Here is an 18,210-nt window from a genome sequence, read left to right as displayed (position 1 = left end):
GCCGCGCCGCCCCGCGGGGCGCCCCCCCCCCCCCCCACCCCCCCCCCCACCCCCCCCCCCCCCCCCCCCGGGGGGGGGGGGGGCCCCCCCCCCCGGCCCCCCCCCTCTCCGCCTGATCGGTCGTCGTCAGAGCACGTACTGGCCGTAGCCCAAGACGACCAGCACCACCACCAGGACTACGGCATCCCCGCCGATCAGCGTTTCGGCGTGCCCGCGCGAGTTCTTCACCAACCCGCCACCTCGATGCCCAGCGCGTGCGCCGCGTCGCGAACGGAGGCGCGGCGAACTCAAGACCGTGGTCCAGGCGCAACATCCCGGGCACGCCGCAACCCGGGAGAAGGGTGACAGCCGGTCTCGGCCGCCTGCCAGGCATTCGCTCTCAGAGCGCCACCGCGACGGGAGGGAACGTTCACGCTGCCCGATCCGAGGACTCTTCGTGGTCCCTTGACTACCGCAGCCAAATCCTCCTGGCTAGACGGCCTCCGCTGGCTCTGGACGTGTTCGCTCGCCCCACCGGACGACTGCCGGTGCGGCGAGCCCGACCGCGACGAAGATGCCGCCCATCAGCAGCCAGCCGGGGGCGCCCCAGGCGATGCAGAGCAGGCCCAGTATGGAAGGGGCGGCGACGTTGGCCAAGCCCGTGCCGAGCCCGGAGATTCCCGTGTACTGCCCCTGCGCGTGTGGAGGCGCGAGTCGGAATTGCAGCTCGAGCGAGCCCGCCGCGTGCCAGAGTTCGCCGACGGTGTGCGCGGCGACCCCCAGCGTCATCACCGTGACGGCGAGCCATCCGGGCATATTCGAAGTGGCGGCGATCAAGGCCATCCCGAGCAGGAACGCCATCCCGGAGCGGCGCATGGCTCGGCCTGCCGCTGGGCTGGTGTCGATGCCCCGGCTCGCTCTGACCTGAAGCGCCGCGACGAGGGCGGTGTTGACCAGCACGGCCATCCCGACGAACCAGCGCGGGGCGTGGGTCTGCGAAATGATCCACACCGGCAGTGCGAAGACCAGTACCTGCCCTTGAATTCCCAGGATGGCGTCAAGCACGGTGACTGCCATGTAGGGCTTGTCCTTGAGCGCGATCCAGCGCCCGGCCGAGTGGGGCGCTGGAATGGGCGGCAGCGACGGCAGCCGGGTGATGATGGCGGCGCAGGCCACGAAACTGATGGCGTTGCCGGCGATCAGGGCCAGGTAGGCGGCGCGGGTGTCCAGTTGCACTGCGACGCCGGCGCCGAGGGCACCGCAGCATCCGGCGAGGTTGGCAACCGAACGCAGATAGGCGCGGTAAGAGGCCGGGTTCGTGCCGCCGAAGCCGCGCACCAGTGGGCCGCGAGACGCCCCGCCGGCCGATTGAGCGAGTTGGGTCAGGCAGACCAGGACGACGAACAGCCAGAACGTGTGGACGAAGGCCAGGGCGGCCGTGGTGACGGCTCGGATGACCAGAGTCAGCAGGTAGATCTCGCGCGGGCCGCGACGATCGGCGAGATGCCCCGTCGGGATCCCGGCGAGCATCCCGACGAGTGCGGCGGTGCCGAGGCCCAGGGCGACCTGCGTAAGGGGGAGCCCGACGGAGCGGGTGAAGAAGAGCACGGCGCTGGCCATGAAGATGCCGCTTCCGAGCATGTTGACGAAGGTCGCGATGGCCAGGACGCGCCGGGGGCCCTGGTCAGGAATGAACCCTCGGGCCACGAGCCATGAGCTGTTCGGGGGTGAGACGGGAATCGACGTTGTTGCTGTCTGCAATGACCGGGGCCTCTCGTCGACGGTGGTGGACTCGTGGCTGGGCTGCGCCCTGCCGGGCGCCGCTAGTCGAGGCTGGCCAACTCCTCGGGGGACAGGCGCAGCGCCCCGGCGGCCAGGTTCTCGACCAGATGGTCGGGGTTGCTGGTGCCGGGGATGGCCAGTAGGTGCGGCCCGCGGCTGAGGGTCCATGCGATCCGCACCTGCGCCGGCGTCACGCCGTGGGTGCGGGCGATGGCATGCACCGCCTCGTTGACGGCCACGCCGCCGGCCTCGCGTCCGTCACCGGCGATGGCGAAGAACGGCACGAAGGCCACACCTTGCTCCCCGCAGGTGCGCACGAACTGGTCGTGCATACGTCGGGTGTCGACACCGTACGGGTTCTGCACGCAGACCACCGGGGCGATCGCCTGCGCCTGCGCGAGGTGCTGCGGGCGGATGTTGGACAGGCCGAGGTGCCGGATGAGGCCGGCGTCGCGCAGGTCAACCAGCGCGCCGAAGTGCTCCGCGACCGAGTCCAGCCCGTGCTGGCGCAGGTTCACGACGTCCAGGTGGTCGCGGCCGAGCTGGCGCAGGTTCTCCTCGACCTGTCCGCGCAGTTGGTCCGGCCGGGCCAGCGGCAGCCACTCCCCGGAGGGGTCGCGCCCCGGCCCGACCTTCGTGGTGATGACCAGTTCGTCGGCGTACGGCGAGAGCGCCGTGTTGATTATCTCGTTGGCCGACCGCAGCGGCGAGAAGTAGAACGCCGCCGTGTCGATGTGGTTGACCCCGAGCTCGACCGCCCGGCGCAGCACACCGACGACCCGGTCGCGGTCGCTCGGCGCACTGTCGGTGCCCGTCAGGCGCATCGCGCCGAATCCGATTCGGTTGACAGTCAGGTCGCCTATCGTCCAGGTGCCTGCGGACGCTGCAGTGATCACGGTGTTGGGCATTGGGCGAATCTAGCCACCGCCGTTGACCTGCGCAGTCGGTCGTCCGCCGGATACCGCGGGCGGCAAGATCACTGCTAATGTATTTATTGTGGGAAGCGCTCCGTCGGGGTCTCGTAGTGACAGCAAGCAGTTCATTCCCTGACCACATCCGCGTTCCGCCTGCCGCAGGCGGTAGTCGTCGCAAACAGTGACTGCGGGTCTGGCCCAGCACGGCTGTTGGTCGAAGCTCAGGACGCAGGCCTGGGGCCGTGGTTCCCGTCGTAGTCGCCCAGATTCACCGATGACAACCGTTCGTCGAAGCTGTCCCAGTACGCCTGCTTCTTCGAGCCCCAGTAGTAGTTGCGGTATCCCAACAGGTCGCCGTAGACCTCATGGCGTTCGACGCTGTCGGGTGTCCCGAACGCGGTGAGGAACTCCTCATACGACCGCAGCGAATCGAAGTGGGCCAGGAAGCCGCGCTCCGCACCGTACAACGCGAACCCGACCACGGTTCCACCCGCGATTTTGTAGCTGATGTTGCCAGCGACGTGCAGCATGCCCCCGGCGTCGATGACGCTGTCGACCACCTCGTCGAGAGTGATCCGTCGGCCGCCCGCATCGTAATATTCGGGCTCGGTGCCAGCACCGCTCTTCTGCCTGTAAACAATCGGGCAGAGGGTGACCTGCTCGATCCGCTCTCGGTCGATGGATTTCGCTGCGTTCGACCCGTAGCGGATCCCGGCGAGGGTCAGCGTCCGAAGATCAAGGAAGGGCTGGGCAAGGACATCGAGGCTGTCCAGGATCTCGATCACCGGACCAAGGTAGTCGTGGCATACCGCCATCCGTGCCGCCAAGACCGCCCGCAACGCCGACGCTGCCCGACAACCACGGACGGAGTGACCAGGAGAGCCGCCACGCGCCCTCTCCCGCCGCAAAGTCCCGCCGGTTCAGGTGGCGTCGCCTCGGGGCGAACCGACCGCCGTGAGCAGGCACTGCGCCATGCCGATCGCCTGTAGCAGCGACATCACCGGCGCTCTGACTTCCAACGCCAGGTCGGCCGACCGCATCGACCACGCACTGCTCGTGGTCACCAGCATGGCGACAGGGCCGCCGGACTGGTCGGTGATGGTGAAGTCCCGGGCACTCCGGTTGCCGACGGTCGTCAGGGTTCGGCCGTCCGCCAGTGTCACCGTTCCACGTCTTCGGCCCTCGTAGTCGATCATGAAACTCAGGATGAACTCGGACCGCGGTCCGCGCAGCTCGTAGTGGTCGTTCGCGAAGCTGGTGGTGGCGCCGGTGGCCAGCAGGGTCGCGGCGGCGGCGTCGCGGATCTCGAACCTGCGCCGCTTCGACACGAACCTGCGGCGGATGACGGCGGCCGGCGTCCTGTCGTGGAAGGTGACCGTCACGGTGCGCCTGAGCGGGGACGTCAGGGGCAGCAGGAGGAGGCCGGTGAAGGTCGGGTGCATCGCGCCATTCTCGTCGGCTGTGGAAATCCCGCCTTCCGCCTGATCCGGCCCTCAGTCGGAAGCCTCACCGGACGGGACGGGGTCGGCGACCGCACCAGGCGCGGGCCGGCGCGGTGCGGACCAGGAGCCCGCTGACCAGCAGCGCCAGCACCGCCAGCAGCCCGCCCGTTGCCGCCGCGAGGTGGGCCGGGGCGACCGGGGTCGTGATCAGCGACCCGAGGCGCGGCCCGAAGACCAACATGATGCCGGCCCCGACCAGGAACGCGACGGCGACCGGAGCGGCGAACCGGTGCACCACCCGCCACGCCGTCGGGCTGCCGTGCCAGAGCCCGCGGAGCACGGCTGCGAGCGCCGCCGTGCAACAGGCCAGGGCGAGCCAGTTTCCCGCGCCACCGACCTCGGCGAGCAGCACGACGTCCACGGCGACCGTGTACGCCCACCAGGACGCAAGCAGCAGCATGCTCACGACGATGCTGGCCGGCCGCCGCAGTGGCTCCCGCCCCGAGGTCAGCGGGGCGGGGTCCAACGACTGGCCGGTCATCGCCGGATCCTATGGCCCGGCTCCGGTCGCGCCGACGGGTGGCCGACACCATCCGGCGCCCGGGCGTGCCACGCCTCTCAGCGCAGCGTCCAGCGCGTTGGCCGACGCGGCCAGGTCGTCACCGGACAGCCCTTTCTGCGCGCACGGCGGCCGGCCGGGTCGGCGACGCGTGTCGTACGGTCGATTCCATGTCCGCACCCGATGAGGTCCTGGCCGCCCTCCGCGACTTCGTGGCCCGCGTCGACGCGCTCGATTCGGCCGCCCCGCCGCAGGGCGAGCTGGTCATCGGCCTGCGCGGCGTCGAGTCGAGGCTGGCGCTGAGCGCCCCGGTCGCCCGCGCCCTGGTGGAGGCGCTGCGGGCGTACCACGACCCGCGCGACCGGGGCCGCTGCGACCACTGCGGTGGCGGTCGACTCGACGACAACTTCCTGTGCCGCGACTGCGGTCGGCCCAGCGGGCTGTTCGGGCAGTTGATCTCCGAGCGGGCCACCCGGCACACGGAGCAGGGTGCGGTCGCGGCGACGCCCGGCGCGGGCGGTCGGCACGCCCGGGACGACGGCCGTTGACCCCGTCGCGCCCGGACTGGCCGGACGGTGACGTGACCCTGCCGCTGGCGGCCGCGGCGATCGGGCCGGGAGCTGCGGGTACGTGGTCAGACCGCGATTTCCTGTCGGTCGTGGTCGCTACCCTCCCGGCGTGACTGATCTGGTGGATGACGTGCGGGTGCCGAGCGTCGAGCACGAGGCCAGGTTCTGGGCTCTCGTCGAGGCGGCCTGGGAGCGGCTCGGCGACGAGCCCGCAGCGCTCCGGCGGGCGCTCCTGACCCGCGACCCCGAGGCCGACGACGAGGGCGTCTACGCCATCGACGCGTGGCTCGACCGGTTCCTCGACAGCCTCCGCCAGCTCACCGCCGGGCTGTCCAGCCAGGAGCTGACCGACCTGGACCGGGTGGTCGAGCGCAAGCTGCACGACATCGACCGGGCCGACGTGCACGAGGTGACCGACGGCTCCGACGACGGCTTCCTCTACTGCCGGGGGCACATCGTCGCGCTCGGGCGCGGGTTCTACGAGGCGGTGACCGCCGATCCCACCGTGGCCGTGCCCGACGGCGAGTGCGAGGGGATGTGCTACTTCTTCGCCAACCTGCACGAGGAGCGGTTCGGCGGCTGGCCGGTCACCGGCTCGGGCATCTCCCGGGAGTCCGGCAGCAATCCCACCGGCTGGAGCGCCTGACTTACGCGCCCGATGTCGGGTGGGAACCCTGAGTTCCGCCCGACGGCATACACACTGACGGTACGCAGTCGTCAACCCTCTGGAGGCAGCCTGATGCAGTACGCACCCGTCGTCGTCGCCCTGCCGATCGCCGATCGTCCGACCTCGTACCGCTTCTTCTCCGCAGGGCTCGGCCTGGACGCAGTCGGCGAGCCGGCCGACGACGGCGTCCCCGAGCCCCTGCAGTACGCGCTCAACGACGGTCTCCGCGTCATGCTGGTGCCCACCGGCGGCTTCGGCTGGGCCATCGGTGGCCGCGAGGTGGCCCCACGCGGACAGAGCGAGTGCGTCGTCAACCTTCCCGCCGCGACGCCGGCCGAGGTCGACGAACTCGTCGGGCGGGCCCGGGCCGCCGGCGCGGAGGTCGTCGTCGAGCCGGGTCCGCAGCCGTGGGGCTACACGGGCACCTTCGCGGACCCGGACGGCCACCTGTGGACGGTGCTCGCGGAGGCGCACTGACGCGACCCGAGCGACCCCGGGACGAGCGGACGGCCCGGGTCGCGAGGACCCGGGCCGTCCGCTGACAGGGGCAGGCGTGGTGAAGCGGGATCAGAGGGGTCGGTGCGGGGGGTAGCCGGCGGTGCCGGTCTCCGGGACGACCTCGACCTCGGTCACCACGTACTCCGTGTCGGTCGTGGTGGTGGCCGGCCGGTCGTCCTTGTCGTTGTCGGAGCGGCGCTTCGCAGCCGCGGCGGCTCCGGCCGCCGCAGCCCCGGCCACGGCGGCGCCCGCCGCCACGGCCTTGCCGGACACCCCGGCGCTACCGCTGTCGCCGCGGGTCGCGGCGGCGTGCTCGACGCCCGGCGTGCCGACACCGAGGCCGCTGTCGACCGTGCCTCGCCAGGCGCCGGTCTCCACGCCCCGTTCCTCGATGTACGTCTTGAACTTGCGCAGGTCGGATTCGGCCTGCCGCTCGATGATGTTGAGCTTGTCGCCGGCCTTCTCGAGCAGGCCCTCGGGCTCGTACTCCAGGTGCAGCCGGACCATGGTGCGGTCGGTGCCGACGGGCTGGAAGTAGACCGCCCCGGCGTTGGTCACGCCCTCGGTGGCCGCCCAGGCCACCTTCTGGTCGGGCACCTGCTCCAGGACCTTGGCGTCCCACTCGCGCTGGACGCCACCGATCTCGGCGACCCAGTGCATCCGCCGGTCGTCGAGCTGGCGCACCTCGCGCACGCCCCCCATGAAGCGGGGGAACTCCTCGAACTGCGTCCACTGGTTGTAGGCGGTGCTGACCGGAACCTGTACTTCGATGGACTTCTCGACCTTCGTGGTCATGGGCAATCCTCCTCGTCAGGTCGAACCGCTCTCGTTCGGTGGGGAGAGCCGTCCTCGTCGACCAAACTCCTACCCCCCTCCGGGACGCTCAATCGCCCGACCTGCCGGGACACCACATCGGACGGCCGCGGCGCGCCCCCGACCCGGCCGGTCAGTCGGCCTGCTCCGGGAGCCCGCGCAGGCGGCGGACCGGCGAGAAGGCCACCCACAGCACCCCGGCGAGCGCGCCCGCCGTCGCGATCCAGAGCGCCGGCCGTACGCCGAGGGTGCTGCCGAGCGCGCCGCCGAGCAGCGCGCCGATCGGCCGGATGCCGTAGTTGACGGTGCGTCGGGCCCCGGTCACCCGGGCCAGCAGCGCCTGCGGGGTGAGCGTGGTCTGCACCGAGCCACCCACGATGTCGAGCATCATCACCCCGACGGCGGAGAGGAACTCCGCGGCGAAGAGCATCCCGAGCACCAGCGGGGTCGGCCCGCCGGCCAGCGGGACGAGCAGCAGGGGAGCGGGGAAGAGGACGAAGGAGGCGACCAGCGCCGGGCCGACGCCGAAGCGGCGGACCAACCGGCCGGTGAGCGTCGCGCCGATCAGCCCGCCGACCGCGCCCGCGCCGAGCACCGCGCCCAGCAGCCCGGGCGCGAGGTGCAGTTCCTGCGTCGCGTAGAGCACGAAGAGCGCGATGAACATGAAGTTGAACAGGTTGACGGTGGTGGTGCCGAGCAGGATCGCGCGCATCATCGGCGTCCGCGCGATGAACCCCAGCCCGGCGCCGAGGGCGAGTCCGCCGCCGCGCGCGGGCGCCGGCTCCGTCGGCCGGATCCGCCCCAGGAAGTACGCGGACACGACGTACGACAGCGCGTCCACGACCAGGGCGATCGGGGCGGTGAGCACCTGCACGAGGACGCCACCGATGCTCGGCCCGGCCACCAGGGACATCGCCCGGCTGCCGTTGATCAGGGTGTTCGCCTCCACGTAGTCGGGTCGGGCCACGATGGACACGAAGAGCGGCCCCCGGGCGACCTCGAAGAACACCGCTCGTTGTGAGCGGCAGGTGTGCCGCTGGCCGCCCGGTGGTGGAGGTGCCGTTGGCCCGGTCGGGGGTGGATGTGCCGCTGGCCGGCACCCCGGGTTCGGGTGCCGGCCAGCGATCCCCCTTGTGGTGGAAAGTCTGTGGGAGTCGTGTCGGGGTGTGTCAGTTGTTCCAGTGCTCGGCGACGAGGTCGGCGGCCTGCTGCTCCCACTGGGCGTAGTGGTCGGGGTACGCCGAGACCTGCACGGTCTGGGCGGCCTCGGTCAGGGGCATGTCCTGCCACCCGTCGACCTGCTTCAGGCCCTTGAGGAACGCCATCGTGGAGTACTCGGGGTCGGTGATCTGCTCGACGGTGCCCCAACCCGAGGTGGGGCGCTGCTGGAACAGGCCCTGCGAGTCGTGGTCGTTGCGCTCACCCAGGTGACCCAGGTTCTCCAACTTCGACTCCTGCAACGCGGTCGCGATCGAGACGACGGCGGCGCGCTCGTCCATGCCGGCCTTCTTCGTCGCCGCGATGATCGCCTTGACGTTGCCGACCTGCTCGTCGGAGAGCTCGATACGCGACTGCGCACCCTGCACACCATGCGGCACCAGCTTCGCCTTGTCGACCGACGGCTTGTCGGCCTGCACCGCCACCGCCACCGGCATCGACTCCACCGACGGGACTGCGTGGGCGGTCGCGGGACCGGCGAACACACCACCGGCAAACGCCAGACCAGCAACACCAAGAACGCTCTTACGCAGAATCGTGTTCATCAGATGTGCTCCATTCGGGGGTCGGCACCCACACCGAGGGGGATCGGCTACGCGGGTGCAAGCACCGTCCGGCGCTCCATGAAAACTCAGGGGAGATCTCCGGCGCATCGCCGAAGGAAAGACCAGATCGGCCGAGTCGGTCGGGGGGATCACATCGGCCGTAACGGCCAGAGGATCAGGTTGACCGTGTCGTCCAGGAGATCAGATCGGCCGTGTCGGCCGGAGGATCCGGGCTGTTCGCGGGGCGGGGGGTGCCCTCACGTCGGCCGGACCATGTGTAACGACCGCCGGCCCGCCATCATTCCGGGGCCCCACCATCCGTGGGGCGGCGCGGGTCTTGCTCGGTCGTACGCAGGGTGTAACGACCCCGCCCCGGCCACGATTCCGCCCCCACGATGCCCCCGGTCACACCCCGAAACCGGACACCCGGCGCGGATCGGGACGTGATGAGGCCCGCCCGCCCATGCTGCACCCGACACCCATGACGCAACCGGACACCAGGCACCGTCGGCTCGACGGGTGGACGGTCAGGATCTTGGTACGAAAGGGCCCTTTGGCGGGGCGGTTTCGTACCAAGATCCGGTGGTGGAGAGTGAGGTGAGGACGGGATCCGGTGGAGAGTGAGGTGAAGACGGGATCCAGGCAGTGGAGGGTGGGGCGAGGGCGTGATCCAGGGGGTGGAGGGTGGGTCGACGTCGGCGAGCGGCACCGTCGGGGGTGTGGGCCGTGGTCGGCGCAGGAATCAAGCCTTGCCGCCCCGAGCCGGGCATGGCGGGCCTTTTCGGAGGCTTTCGGGCGGTTTCGGGGCTTGGTCGGGAGGGTTCCCGGTGCCCCGGCGAGGTGGAGGCGTCAGCGACGTTGAACGGCGGCCGGTAGTTCGCGGGTCTCAGCGGTAGACCGTGCTGAGGTAGGCCGGGCCGTAGTAGCGTTCCAGGTCGGCCAGGCTCTCGGCCGGGTTCTCGACCTCCTTGATCAGCCGGGCCCGGGTCGGCAGGACGTCGGGCTGCCAGCTCTCCGGCTGCCACAGCTGGGAGCGCAGGAACGCCTTGGCGCAGTGGTAGAAGATCTGCTCGATCTCCACCACCACGGCGAGGACCGGGCGGTGCCCCTTGACCACCATGTCGTCGAACCACGGGGCGTCGCGGACGAGCCGGGCCCGGCCGTTGATCCGCAGCGTGTCGGTGCGGCCGGGAATCAGGAAGACCAACCCGACGTGCGGGTTGTCCAGGATGTTGCGGTAGCCGTCGGCGCGCCGGTTGCCCGGCCGCTCCGGAATGGCGATGGTCCGGTCGTCCAGCACCATCGCGAAGCCGGGCGGGTCGCCCTTCGGCGAGACGTCGCAGCTGCCGTCCGCGCCCGCCGTCGCCACCAGGCAGAACGGCGACGCGGCCAGCCAGTCCCGGTCCCGGGCGTGCAGGACGGGCCGCTCCTTGGTGAGCGCCCGCGGCATTGGCGCCCCCAGCAGCTCGCGCAGTTCCTCGTGCGAGGTGATCTCCACCGTCACGTGATCCTCCCCCGTGCGTTGACCCGGGTGGCGGCGCGGCCGCCGCCCACCAGCCTAGTGCGCGACCAGCGCGAGGTTTGTCCCTTCGGGGCGGGGGTACCGCCTCACCCGACCCGCCCGGAGAGACCGAGCAGTGGAGGCCCGATGGAGAGCCGACTCAAGGTACTGGGCCATCCCGTCCACCCGATGCTGGTCATGTTCCCCGTCGGCCTGCTGGTCACCGCGGTCCTGTTCGACCTGGTGGACACCGTCGGCGGGCCGGACTTCCTCGGCGAGGTCGCGTACTGGAACATCACCGTCGGCCTGGTCGGCGGCCTGCTGGCCGCGGCGGCCGGGACGTTCGACCTGCTGGCCATCCCGTCCGCGACCCGCGCGAAGCGGGTGGCGCTGACCCATGCCGCCGCCAACGTGGCGGTGATCCTGCTCTTCGCCGCGATCTGGGTGGTCCGGCTCAACGCCGACTCCCGGGCGGCCGGCGGCGCGTTGATCGCCATCGAGGTGGTCGCGCTGGCCATCCTCGGCATCAGCGCCTGGCTGGGCGGGGAACTGGTCGACCGGCTCGGCGTCGGCGTGGACCGGGAGGCCGGGCTGGACGCGCCCAGCTCACTGCGACCCCCGGCGGCCACCCAGCGGATCGGAGAGGCGCGATGAGCGAGCGAGTCATCAGCGGAGGGGCGGCATGAGCGAGCAGAGCGGCGGGTCCGGCCGGGGTTGGCGCGGCCGGCAGCAGGGCTGGGACCCGATGGGCGAACTCCAGTCCCTGCGTTCGGAGCTGCGCCGGCTGGTCGGCGGCCGCGCCGGGCCGCCGGACGTCGAGCTGGCCGAGACCGCCGACGGCTGGGAGGTCGTGGTGCGGCTGCCCGGGGTGGCGCCGGAGGAGGTGGCGGTCGAACTGGACGACCGCGAGCTGTGCGTACGGGCCCGCTCCGAGGCCGAGGTCAACGCCGACCACGGCATCCCCGGCGGCTTCGAGACCCGGGGCTTCGAGTACCGCGTCGACCTGCCGTCCCGGGTGGACCCCGACACCATCGACGCGGTCATGGACCACGGCCTGCTGCGGGTGCGGTTGCCCCGGGCCGCCCGGCCCGCGCCGCGCACCATCACCGTCGGCCGCACCGGCCCCCGTTCCGCCGGCCCCGACGGGGGTACGCCGGGCGTCGTCGACCCGGCCGCGGACCGGGAGATGCACCGCCCGGACATCGCCGTCGACGAGATCGACCGGCCGTAACGAGCCGAATGGTCACCGCGAACCTGCTCGGCCCGGCCACCGGGCGCGTGCCGGACGTCGAGCGGATCGCCGTGCTGCGCGCCAACGCGCTCGGCGACTTCATCTTCGTCCTGCCGGCGCTGGACGCGTTGCGGGCCGCGTACCCGGAGGCGGAGATCGTGCTGCTCGGCGCGCCGTGGCACGCGAAGCTCTGGCGCGACCGGCCCGGGCCGGTGGACCGCGTGCTGGTGGTGCCGCCCGCGCCGGGGATCCGCGGTGCCGATCCGGGCGAGCCGGAGTGGGCGCTGGACGACTTCCTCGCCGCGGCCCGCCGGGAACGCTTCGACCTGGCGTTGCAGCTGCACGGCGGCGGTGCCAACTCCAACCCGTTCGTCGCCGCCCTCGGTGCGCGGGTCACCGCCGGGCTGCGCGCCGAGGACGCGCCGCCACTGGACCGCTGGATCCGGTACGTCTACTACCAGCACGAGGTGATCCGCTACCTGGAGGTGGCGGGCCTGGTCGGCGCGGGCGCCACCACGATCGTCCCGGCGCTGGCCGTGACCGACGCCGACCGGGCCGAGGCGGCCGAGGTGCTCGGCCCGGCGGAGCGGCCGAGGGTGGCGCTGCACCCCGGCGCCACGGACACCCGCCGGCGGTGGCCCGCCGAACGCTTCGCCGAGGTGGCCCGCGAGCTGGTCGGCGACGGGTACGAGGTGCTGGTCACGGGCACCCCCGCCGAGCAGGAGGTGGTGGACCGGGTGGTCGCGGCGGCCGGGGTGCCCGTCCGGCCGCAGGTGGGCACGCTCAGCCTCGGCGGGCTGGCCGGTTGCTACGCCGGCTGCGAGCTGGTGGTCTCCAACGACACCGGGCCACTGCACCTGGCCGCCGCCGTGGGCACCGCGACCGTCGGAATCTACTGGGTCGGCAACCTGATCACGGTGGCGAACCTGCTGCGCGGCCGGCACCGGCCGATCAGCTCGTGGACGGTGCTCTGCCCGGTCTGCGGGGTCGACTGCACCCCGGGCATCTATCCGCACCGCCCCGGCGACGGCGAGTGCCCCCACCGGGACTCCTTCGTCACCGACGTGCCGGTGGTCGAGGTCGTGGAGGCGGCCCGCGAGCTGCTCCGCCCGGAGCCCGGCGCCCCCTGAGCGCCGCTGCGCGGTGCCGCCTGGCGCCGCGACCGGCTGTCGCCCCCGCCGGGTCGGATGTCCGCGCCGGCCTCAGGCCGGCTGGGCCGTCTCCTCCTCGGCGAGCACGACCTCCCACGCCTCCACGTCCCGGTCGGTGACCGTGGTCGGCGACTCCAGGTGGTACGCGCCGCTGGGCAGGACGCCGGCGCCGCCGAAGCGCCCCAGCACGGCGAGCTGGGCGGCGACGTCCTCGCCCTGGTGCTTCTCGTCCACCCGCCGCCAGAAGTCGAACCCGCCGGAGTCGACCAGCTTCGCCCGGTCGTAGAGCACGCAGCCGCCGATCCAGGAGACCTTGTACGCCCGCCAGGCACCCGGCGGCAGGTCCAGCTTCCGCGTCACGTGCAGCAGGTTCGCCGCCGAATGGATCGACGCCCGGTCCCACTCCGGGGTGCCCGGCCGGATCCGTTCCGGGGCGGGCCGAGTCGTCCACTCCTCGTAGTGCCGGTGCGTCTCCGGCCGGACGTCGTCGGCGTACGACAGCCCGTGCACCGCGTTGCCGACGAAGCCGCACGCCAGCTCCTCGATGGCGGTGACCAGCCGGCGCAGCGTGCCCGGCTCCAGCCAGACGTCGTCGTCGAGGCAGAGCACGTACCGGGCGGCGGACGCGGCCAGCAGGTACGCCCGGTGCTCGGCCAGCCCGCGCCGGGGCAGCCGACGGGTCAGCAGCACCGGGTGCCCCCGGTGGCGCAGCGCCCGGACCATGGTGGCCGCCGCCGGGTGCCGGTACGCGGCGTCGCCGTCGGACTGGTCGCTGACCACCACCCCGAAGCCGGGCACGCCCTCCTGGGCGGCCAGCCCGGAGAGGGTCACCGCCAGCTCGGCGGGGCGGTTGCGGGTCGGGATCAGCACGTCGAGCAGCCGATCCGCGCGGAACCCTCCGGCCGTGCCCAGGTCGAGCGGGCGGTTCACGACGGCTTGCTCGTCAGGGATGGGTCCTCCTGGGGCTCCTGGCCGTGCGCCCGGATCCGGTCGATGATCGCCGAGGTGGACCGGTCGGGCACGTACCCGAGGGTGCGGACCTGCCCGCCCAGCCGGCGCACCAGCGGCGCCTCCGGCACCATCTCCGGCGGGTAGTCACCGCCCTTGACGTACACGTCGGGGCGGACGGTCTCGATCAGCCCCGCCGGGGAGTCCTCCTCGAAGACCACCACGTGGTCGACGCAGGCCAGCGCGGCGAGCAGGGCGACCCGGTCCTCGACCGGGTTCACGGGCCGGTCCGGGCCCTTCAGCCGGCGTACGCTGCCGTCGGAGTTGACCGCCACCACCAGCAGGTCGCCGAGGGCGCGAGCCTGTTCCAGGTAGCGCACGTGGCCGCGGTGCAGCACGTCGAAGCAGCCGTTGGTGAAGACGATCGCGCGGCCCGCCCGGCGGTGCTCCGCGACGATGGCGGCCAGCTCGCCGGTGCCGACCAGCGCCCGGTGGGCCGCCCTGTCGACCGGTGCGTCCAGCGCGACGAGCAGGTCCTCCCGGCGGCACACGCAGGTGCCGGTGTCCGAGACGGTGATGGTCGCGGCCAGCTGGGCCAGCTGGGCGGCGGTGGGCAGCGGCGCGTCGGCGGCCAGCGCCAGCGTCATCGCCGCCAGGTACGCGTCGCCCGCCCCGACCGCGTGGCTGGCCGGCACCGGGGTGCTGTGGCTGCGCCGGGGCTCGCCGTCCGCCCCGCCGACCACGGCGCCGTCGGTGTCCAGGGTCACCGCCACCACGTCCGCGCCGGTGTGCGCGCGCAGCTCGGCGAGGCGGGACTCGGCCAGCACGGCCCGGTCGACGCCCTCCCCGGCCGTGGCGTTCACGGTGACGCCGGTGCCGGTCACGCTGAGCCCGTCCCCGGTCATCGCCACCCGACCCTCGCCGGCCGTCGGCTCGCCGGTCGCCCCGAGCCCGGCCAGGCCCGCCGCGCCGCCGGTCGAGCCGGTCGCGCCCCCGGTCGAGCCGCCCGTCGCGCCGCTGGTCGGGTCCGTCGCGCCGCCGGTCGGGTCCGTCGCGCCGCCGGTCGGGTCCGTCGCGCCGCCGGTCGGGTCCGTCGCGCCGCCGGTCGGGTCCGACGAGGCGGAGCGGTGGGTGTCCTGGTGCGGCCCGGCGCCGCCCGGGGAGACGCCCACCGTGAGTTCGGAGGGGCCGTCGGCCGGGTCGCCGGCCGGGTGGTCCAGGTGCAGCCCGGCGCCCGGCGCCGGTCGGGCGCCGGCGGCCCGGGCGAGCAGCCGGGTCGCCTCGGCGAAGCTGGGGGTCACCACGGTCGGGGCCAGGCCGCGCCAGTCGGCCAGGTCGTGGGCGTCCAGCGCGACCGTCGCGTACCGCTCCCGGTGGGTCACCAGCCAGGCGCGGACCGCAGCGGGCAGCGCGCCCAGGCCGTAGTCGCAGACCACCAGGGTGGGCGGCTCGCCGCCGGCGGCGCGCAGCTCCTCGGTGGCGCAGTCCAGCGCGACGAGCAACCGGGTCACCCCGTCGTCGTCGAGCGCGTCGTCGGCGTCACCGGAGTCCTCCCGGAGCAGGATCTGGTTCCCCGCCAGCATGCGTCGCTTCACCGGCGTCGGCCGGCCGGGCTGGTTGACCGTACGGTCCCAGACGCCGGCCCGGTCCAGACAGTCGTGCAGTTCGTCGCCGGCGACGTCCGCGCCGACCGGTGCCACCAGCACCGCCCGACCCCCGAGCGCGGCGACGTTGACGGCGGTGTTCGCCGCCCCGCCGGCCGCGGAGATCCGCCGGCGCAGGGTGAGGACCGGGGCGGGCGCCTCCCGGCAGAGCCGGTCGGACTCGGCGAACCGCCACTCGTCGAGCATGGCGTCGCCGACGACCAGGACGGGACGCCCCAGCCAGCCCTCCACCACCGATGCGAGCCGGCGCTGTTCCGCTGCTCCTCCTGCCATGCCGTCCCGGGTCCCCCGGGGCACCCGGGCCAAACCTGGCGCCACCGGGAAGGGGTTTCGGGCACCGGGCCCCGGGAAGGGACGGACGGAACCCCGGAGAGGAGAGACACCGAGATGGCAGCGACGACACTTCAGGGCAAGCGGATCGCGTTCCTGGCCGCCGACGGCGTCGAGGAGGTCGAGTACGTCCAGCCCCGCGAGGCGGTGGAGAAGGCCGGCGCCACGGTGGAGCTGGTCTCGCTCAAGCCCGGCACCGTCCAGTCCTTCAACCACCTGGACCAGTCCAAGACGTACGACGTGGACGTGACCGTGGCCGACGCGGACGCCGGCGGGTACGACGCGCTGGTGCTGCCCGGCGGGGTGGCGAACCCGGACTTCCTGCGGACCGACGCGGACGCGGTGCGCTTCGTCAAGGCGTTCTTCGACGCCGGCAAGCCGGTCGGGGTCATCTGCCACGGGCCGTGGACGCTGATCGAGGCGGACGTGGTGCGGGGTCGCCGGATGACCTCCTGGCCCAGCCTGCGCACCGACCTGACCAACGCCGGCGCTAACTGGGTCGACGAGCAGGTCGTCGCGGACGGCGGTCTGGTCAGCAGCCGTAAGCCGGACGACCTGCCGGCCTTCTGTGCCAGGATCGTCGAAGAGTTCGCCGAAGGCCCGCATTCCTCCCGCTGACCGGTCGTTGGTCGTGAGGTCGGTGCCCGGAGCGCCACCGACCTCGCGACCGACGAGGTGCACGCCCGTCCGCACGCATGTTTCGAGTGGGCGGGGAAAGGATGCGGGATGACCACGGAAGCCCCGGCGCTCGGCGGGCGGCAGATCCGGTTGCTGATGTTCGGCCTGATGACCGGCATGCTGCTGGCCGCGCTCGACCAGACCATCGTCGGCACCGCGCTGCCGACCATCGTCGGCGAGCTGGGCGGGATCAACCACTACTCGTGGGTGGTGACCGCGTACCTGCTCGCCTCCACGGCCTCGACGCCGCTCTACGGCAAGATGGCCGACCTGTACGGGCGACGCCCCGTCTTCCTCTTCTCCATCGGCACGTTCCTGCTCGGCTCGCTGCTGGCCGGCATGTCGCAGGACATGACCCAGCTCATCGTCACCCGGGGCGTCCAGGGCCTCGGCGCCGGCGGCCTGATGACGCTCGCGTTCACCATCATCTCGGACGTGGTGTCGCCCCGGGAGCGCGGTCGCTACCAGGGGTTGTTCGGGGCGGTCTTCGGCGTCTCCTCGGTCGCCGGCCCGCTGGTCGGCGGCTACTTCGCCGAGACCGACTGGCGGTGGATCTTCTACATCAACGTGCCGCTGGGGATCCTGGCGATCGTCGTGTGCTCCCGGGTGCTGCGGCTGATCCCGTTCACCCGGCGCGACCACTCGATCGACTGGCTCGGCGCGGCGCTGCTGGTCGCCGGGGTGAGCTGCCTGCTGCTCGCGCTGAGCTGGGGCGGCAACGAGTACGCCTGGGGCTCCGGGGTGATCGTCGGCCTCTTCGTCGCGGGCGCGGTGCTCGGCGTGCTCTTCGTGCTCCAGGAGGCCCGGGTGGCCGAGCCGATCCTGCCGCTGCGGCTGTTCCGCAGCGCCACGTTCGCGCTGGCCAACTCGGCCGGCTTCGTGCTCGGCCTGGTGATGTTCGGCTCGATCATCTTCATCCCGCTCTACCTCCAGATCGTCCGGGGCGCCTCGCCGACCCGCAGCGGCCTGCTGATGCTGCCGATGATGGCCGGCATCATCGTCACCTCGGTGCTGACCGGCCGGGCGATGAGCCGGATCGGGCGGTACAAGTGGTTCCCGGTGGCCGGCGCGGTGGTGCTGCTGGTCGGCATGCTGCTGTTCACCCGGCTGGAGGTGGACACCTCGCTCTGGGTGGCCTTCGGCTTCATGGTCGTGATCGGCATCGGGCTGGGGCTCTGCATGCAGTCGCTGATCCTGGCCGTGCAGAACTCCGTGTCGATGCGGGACCTGGGCGCCGGCACCTCGTCGGCGACGTTCTTCCGGTCGCTGGGCGGCTCGTTCGGCGTCGCCATCCTCGGCGCGGTGCTGTCGTCGCGGCTCACGTCGGAACTCGCCGACCGGCTGCCGGGCGCGATCGCCGTACTGCCGCCGGAGCAGCAGGCCGCGGTGGCGGCGAGCGGCGGGGCGGACGTCTCGGTCAACGACCCGGCGACCATCCTGGCGCTCCCCGCCCCGGTGCGCGCGGCCGTCCAGGCGGCGTTCGTCGAGTCGCTGCACCTGGTCTTCCTGACCACCGGTCTGATCGCGATCGTGGCGGTGCTGGTCACCCTGGCGCTGCCGAACGAGAAGCTGCGCGGCGCGGGCCCGGGCGGCGCCACAGGCGGCACGGACGGCCTCGGCGGCGAGGGCCCGGCGCCCGGCGGCAAGCCGCTGGACAGGGAGTCGAAGCAGGAGGCCGCCGCCGAGATGGAGGCGAAGAGCCAGACGATGCTCTGACCGGG

General features: G+C 72.6%; 18 protein-coding genes and 1 pseudogene. 8 read left to right on the top strand and 11 right to left on the bottom strand.

Features of this window, described 5'->3' with window-relative positions; translation table 11 throughout:
- Positions 1-471: 471 nt before the first annotated feature.
- The 5 genes from AB0G08_RS11425 to AB0G08_RS11405 all read right to left on the bottom strand — a co-directional run bounded on the left by AB0G08_RS11425 (position 472) and on the right by AB0G08_RS11405 (position 4,658).
- Complete coding sequence (locus AB0G08_RS11425) at positions 472-1,686, bottom strand: MFS transporter (protein ID WP_358086232.1); 1,215 nt, start codon at positions 1,684-1,686, stop codon at positions 472-474.
- Positions 1,687-1,802: 116 nt separating this feature from the next.
- On the bottom strand, positions 1,803-2,669 hold the full coding sequence (locus AB0G08_RS11420; protein ID WP_358086230.1) for an aldo/keto reductase: 867 nt from the start codon (positions 2,667-2,669) through the stop codon (positions 1,803-1,805).
- Positions 2,670-2,896: 227 nt separating this feature from the next.
- Positions 2,897-3,460 (bottom strand): hypothetical protein, encoded by a 564-nt coding sequence (locus AB0G08_RS11415; protein WP_358086228.1) that lies wholly within the window; start codon positions 3,458-3,460, stop codon positions 2,897-2,899.
- A gap of 135 nt (positions 3,461-3,595) precedes the next feature.
- A complete protein-coding gene (locus AB0G08_RS11410; RefSeq protein WP_358086226.1) occupies positions 3,596-4,117 on the bottom strand; it encodes a hypothetical protein in 522 nt (173 codons plus the stop codon).
- A 64-nt stretch (positions 4,118-4,181) separates the two neighbouring features.
- Positions 4,182-4,658, bottom strand: a complete 477-nt coding sequence (locus tag AB0G08_RS11405) for a hypothetical protein (RefSeq protein ID WP_358086224.1) — start codon at positions 4,656-4,658, stop codon at positions 4,182-4,184.
- Between the two features lie 188 nt (positions 4,659-4,846).
- Here AB0G08_RS11405 and AB0G08_RS11400 point away from each other — a divergent pair, with 188 nt between their 5' ends.
- The 3 genes from AB0G08_RS11400 to AB0G08_RS11390 all read left to right on the top strand — a co-directional run bounded on the left by AB0G08_RS11400 (position 4,847) and on the right by AB0G08_RS11390 (position 6,389).
- Positions 4,847-5,224, top strand: coding sequence for a hypothetical protein (locus tag AB0G08_RS11400; RefSeq protein WP_358086222.1), 378 nt, complete (start codon positions 4,847-4,849; stop codon positions 5,222-5,224).
- Between the two features lie 130 nt (positions 5,225-5,354).
- Positions 5,355-5,891, top strand: coding sequence for a DUF4240 domain-containing protein (locus AB0G08_RS11395; RefSeq protein WP_358086220.1), 537 nt, complete (start codon positions 5,355-5,357; stop codon positions 5,889-5,891).
- A 93-nt stretch (positions 5,892-5,984) separates the two neighbouring features.
- Entirely contained in the window at positions 5,985-6,389 is a 405-nt protein-coding gene (locus tag AB0G08_RS11390) for a VOC family protein (RefSeq protein ID WP_358086218.1), read from the top strand.
- Between the two features lie 366 nt (positions 6,390-6,755).
- Here the strand turns inward: AB0G08_RS11390 and AB0G08_RS11385 are convergent.
- The 4 genes and pseudogenes from AB0G08_RS11385 to AB0G08_RS11370 all read right to left on the bottom strand — a co-directional run.
- Positions 6,756-7,205 (bottom strand): annotated as a pseudogene (locus tag AB0G08_RS11385) (SRPBCC family protein); the annotation flags it as partial.
- Positions 7,206-7,356: 151 nt separating this feature from the next.
- Positions 7,357-8,232 (bottom strand): MFS transporter, encoded by an 876-nt coding sequence (locus AB0G08_RS11380; protein ID WP_358086216.1) that lies wholly within the window; start codon positions 8,230-8,232, stop codon positions 7,357-7,359.
- 160 nt (positions 8,233-8,392) lie between these two features.
- A complete protein-coding gene (locus AB0G08_RS11375) occupies positions 8,393-8,986 on the bottom strand; it encodes a hypothetical protein (RefSeq protein WP_358086214.1) in 594 nt (197 codons plus the stop codon).
- A gap of 886 nt (positions 8,987-9,872) precedes the next feature.
- The gene (locus tag AB0G08_RS11370) at positions 9,873-10,490 is read right to left on the bottom strand and encodes a pyridoxamine 5'-phosphate oxidase family protein (protein WP_358086212.1); all 618 of its coding nucleotides are present in this window, start codon (positions 10,488-10,490) and stop codon (positions 9,873-9,875) included.
- A gap of 144 nt (positions 10,491-10,634) precedes the next feature.
- Here AB0G08_RS11370 and AB0G08_RS11365 point away from each other — a divergent pair, with 144 nt between their 5' ends.
- From AB0G08_RS11365 to AB0G08_RS11355, 3 genes are read left to right on the top strand one after another with little or no spacing between them, the layout of a single operon-like run.
- On the top strand, positions 10,635-11,141 hold the full coding sequence (locus AB0G08_RS11365) for a DUF2231 domain-containing protein (RefSeq protein ID WP_357872806.1): 507 nt from the start codon (positions 10,635-10,637) through the stop codon (positions 11,139-11,141).
- Positions 11,142-11,169: 28 nt separating this feature from the next.
- Positions 11,170-11,718, top strand: coding sequence for an Hsp20/alpha crystallin family protein (locus AB0G08_RS11360; protein ID WP_358086211.1), 549 nt, complete (start codon positions 11,170-11,172; stop codon positions 11,716-11,718).
- Positions 11,719-11,726: 8 nt separating this feature from the next.
- The gene (locus AB0G08_RS11355) at positions 11,727-12,848 is read left to right on the top strand and encodes a glycosyltransferase family 9 protein (RefSeq protein WP_358086209.1); all 1,122 of its coding nucleotides are present in this window, start codon (positions 11,727-11,729) and stop codon (positions 12,846-12,848) included.
- Between the two features lie 72 nt (positions 12,849-12,920).
- On the opposite strand, the gene AB0G08_RS11350 is transcribed toward AB0G08_RS11355, so the two are convergent.
- Positions 12,921-13,799: a glycosyltransferase family A protein gene (locus AB0G08_RS11350; RefSeq protein WP_358086207.1), complete on the bottom strand. Its 879-nt coding sequence runs from the start codon at positions 13,797-13,799 to the stop codon at positions 12,921-12,923.
- Positions 13,796-15,754: a D-glycero-beta-D-manno-heptose 1-phosphate adenylyltransferase gene (gene rfaE2, locus AB0G08_RS11345; protein WP_358086206.1), complete on the bottom strand. Its 1,959-nt coding sequence runs from the start codon at positions 15,752-15,754 to the stop codon at positions 13,796-13,798. Before rfaE2 ends, AB0G08_RS11350 begins: the two co-directional genes overlap by 4 nt.
- Positions 15,755-15,868: 114 nt before the next feature.
- On the opposite strand from rfaE2, the gene AB0G08_RS11340 reads away from it, so the two are divergent.
- Both AB0G08_RS11340 and AB0G08_RS11335 read left to right on the top strand, forming a co-directional pair.
- Positions 15,869-16,429, top strand: coding sequence for a type 1 glutamine amidotransferase domain-containing protein (locus tag AB0G08_RS11340; protein ID WP_358086204.1), 561 nt, complete (start codon positions 15,869-15,871; stop codon positions 16,427-16,429).
- 108 nt (positions 16,430-16,537) lie between these two features.
- On the top strand, positions 16,538-18,205 hold the full coding sequence (locus AB0G08_RS11335; RefSeq protein WP_358086202.1) for an MDR family MFS transporter: 1,668 nt from the start codon (positions 16,538-16,540) through the stop codon (positions 18,203-18,205).
- The last annotated feature ends 5 nt before the right edge of the window (positions 18,206-18,210 follow it).

Origin of the sequence: Micromonospora sp. NPDC023644 (assembly GCF_040640115.1) — a bacterium.
Lineage (GTDB): Bacteria > Actinomycetota > Actinomycetes > Mycobacteriales > Micromonosporaceae > Micromonospora.
This window is presented reverse-complemented; position numbering and strand designations above follow the sequence as displayed.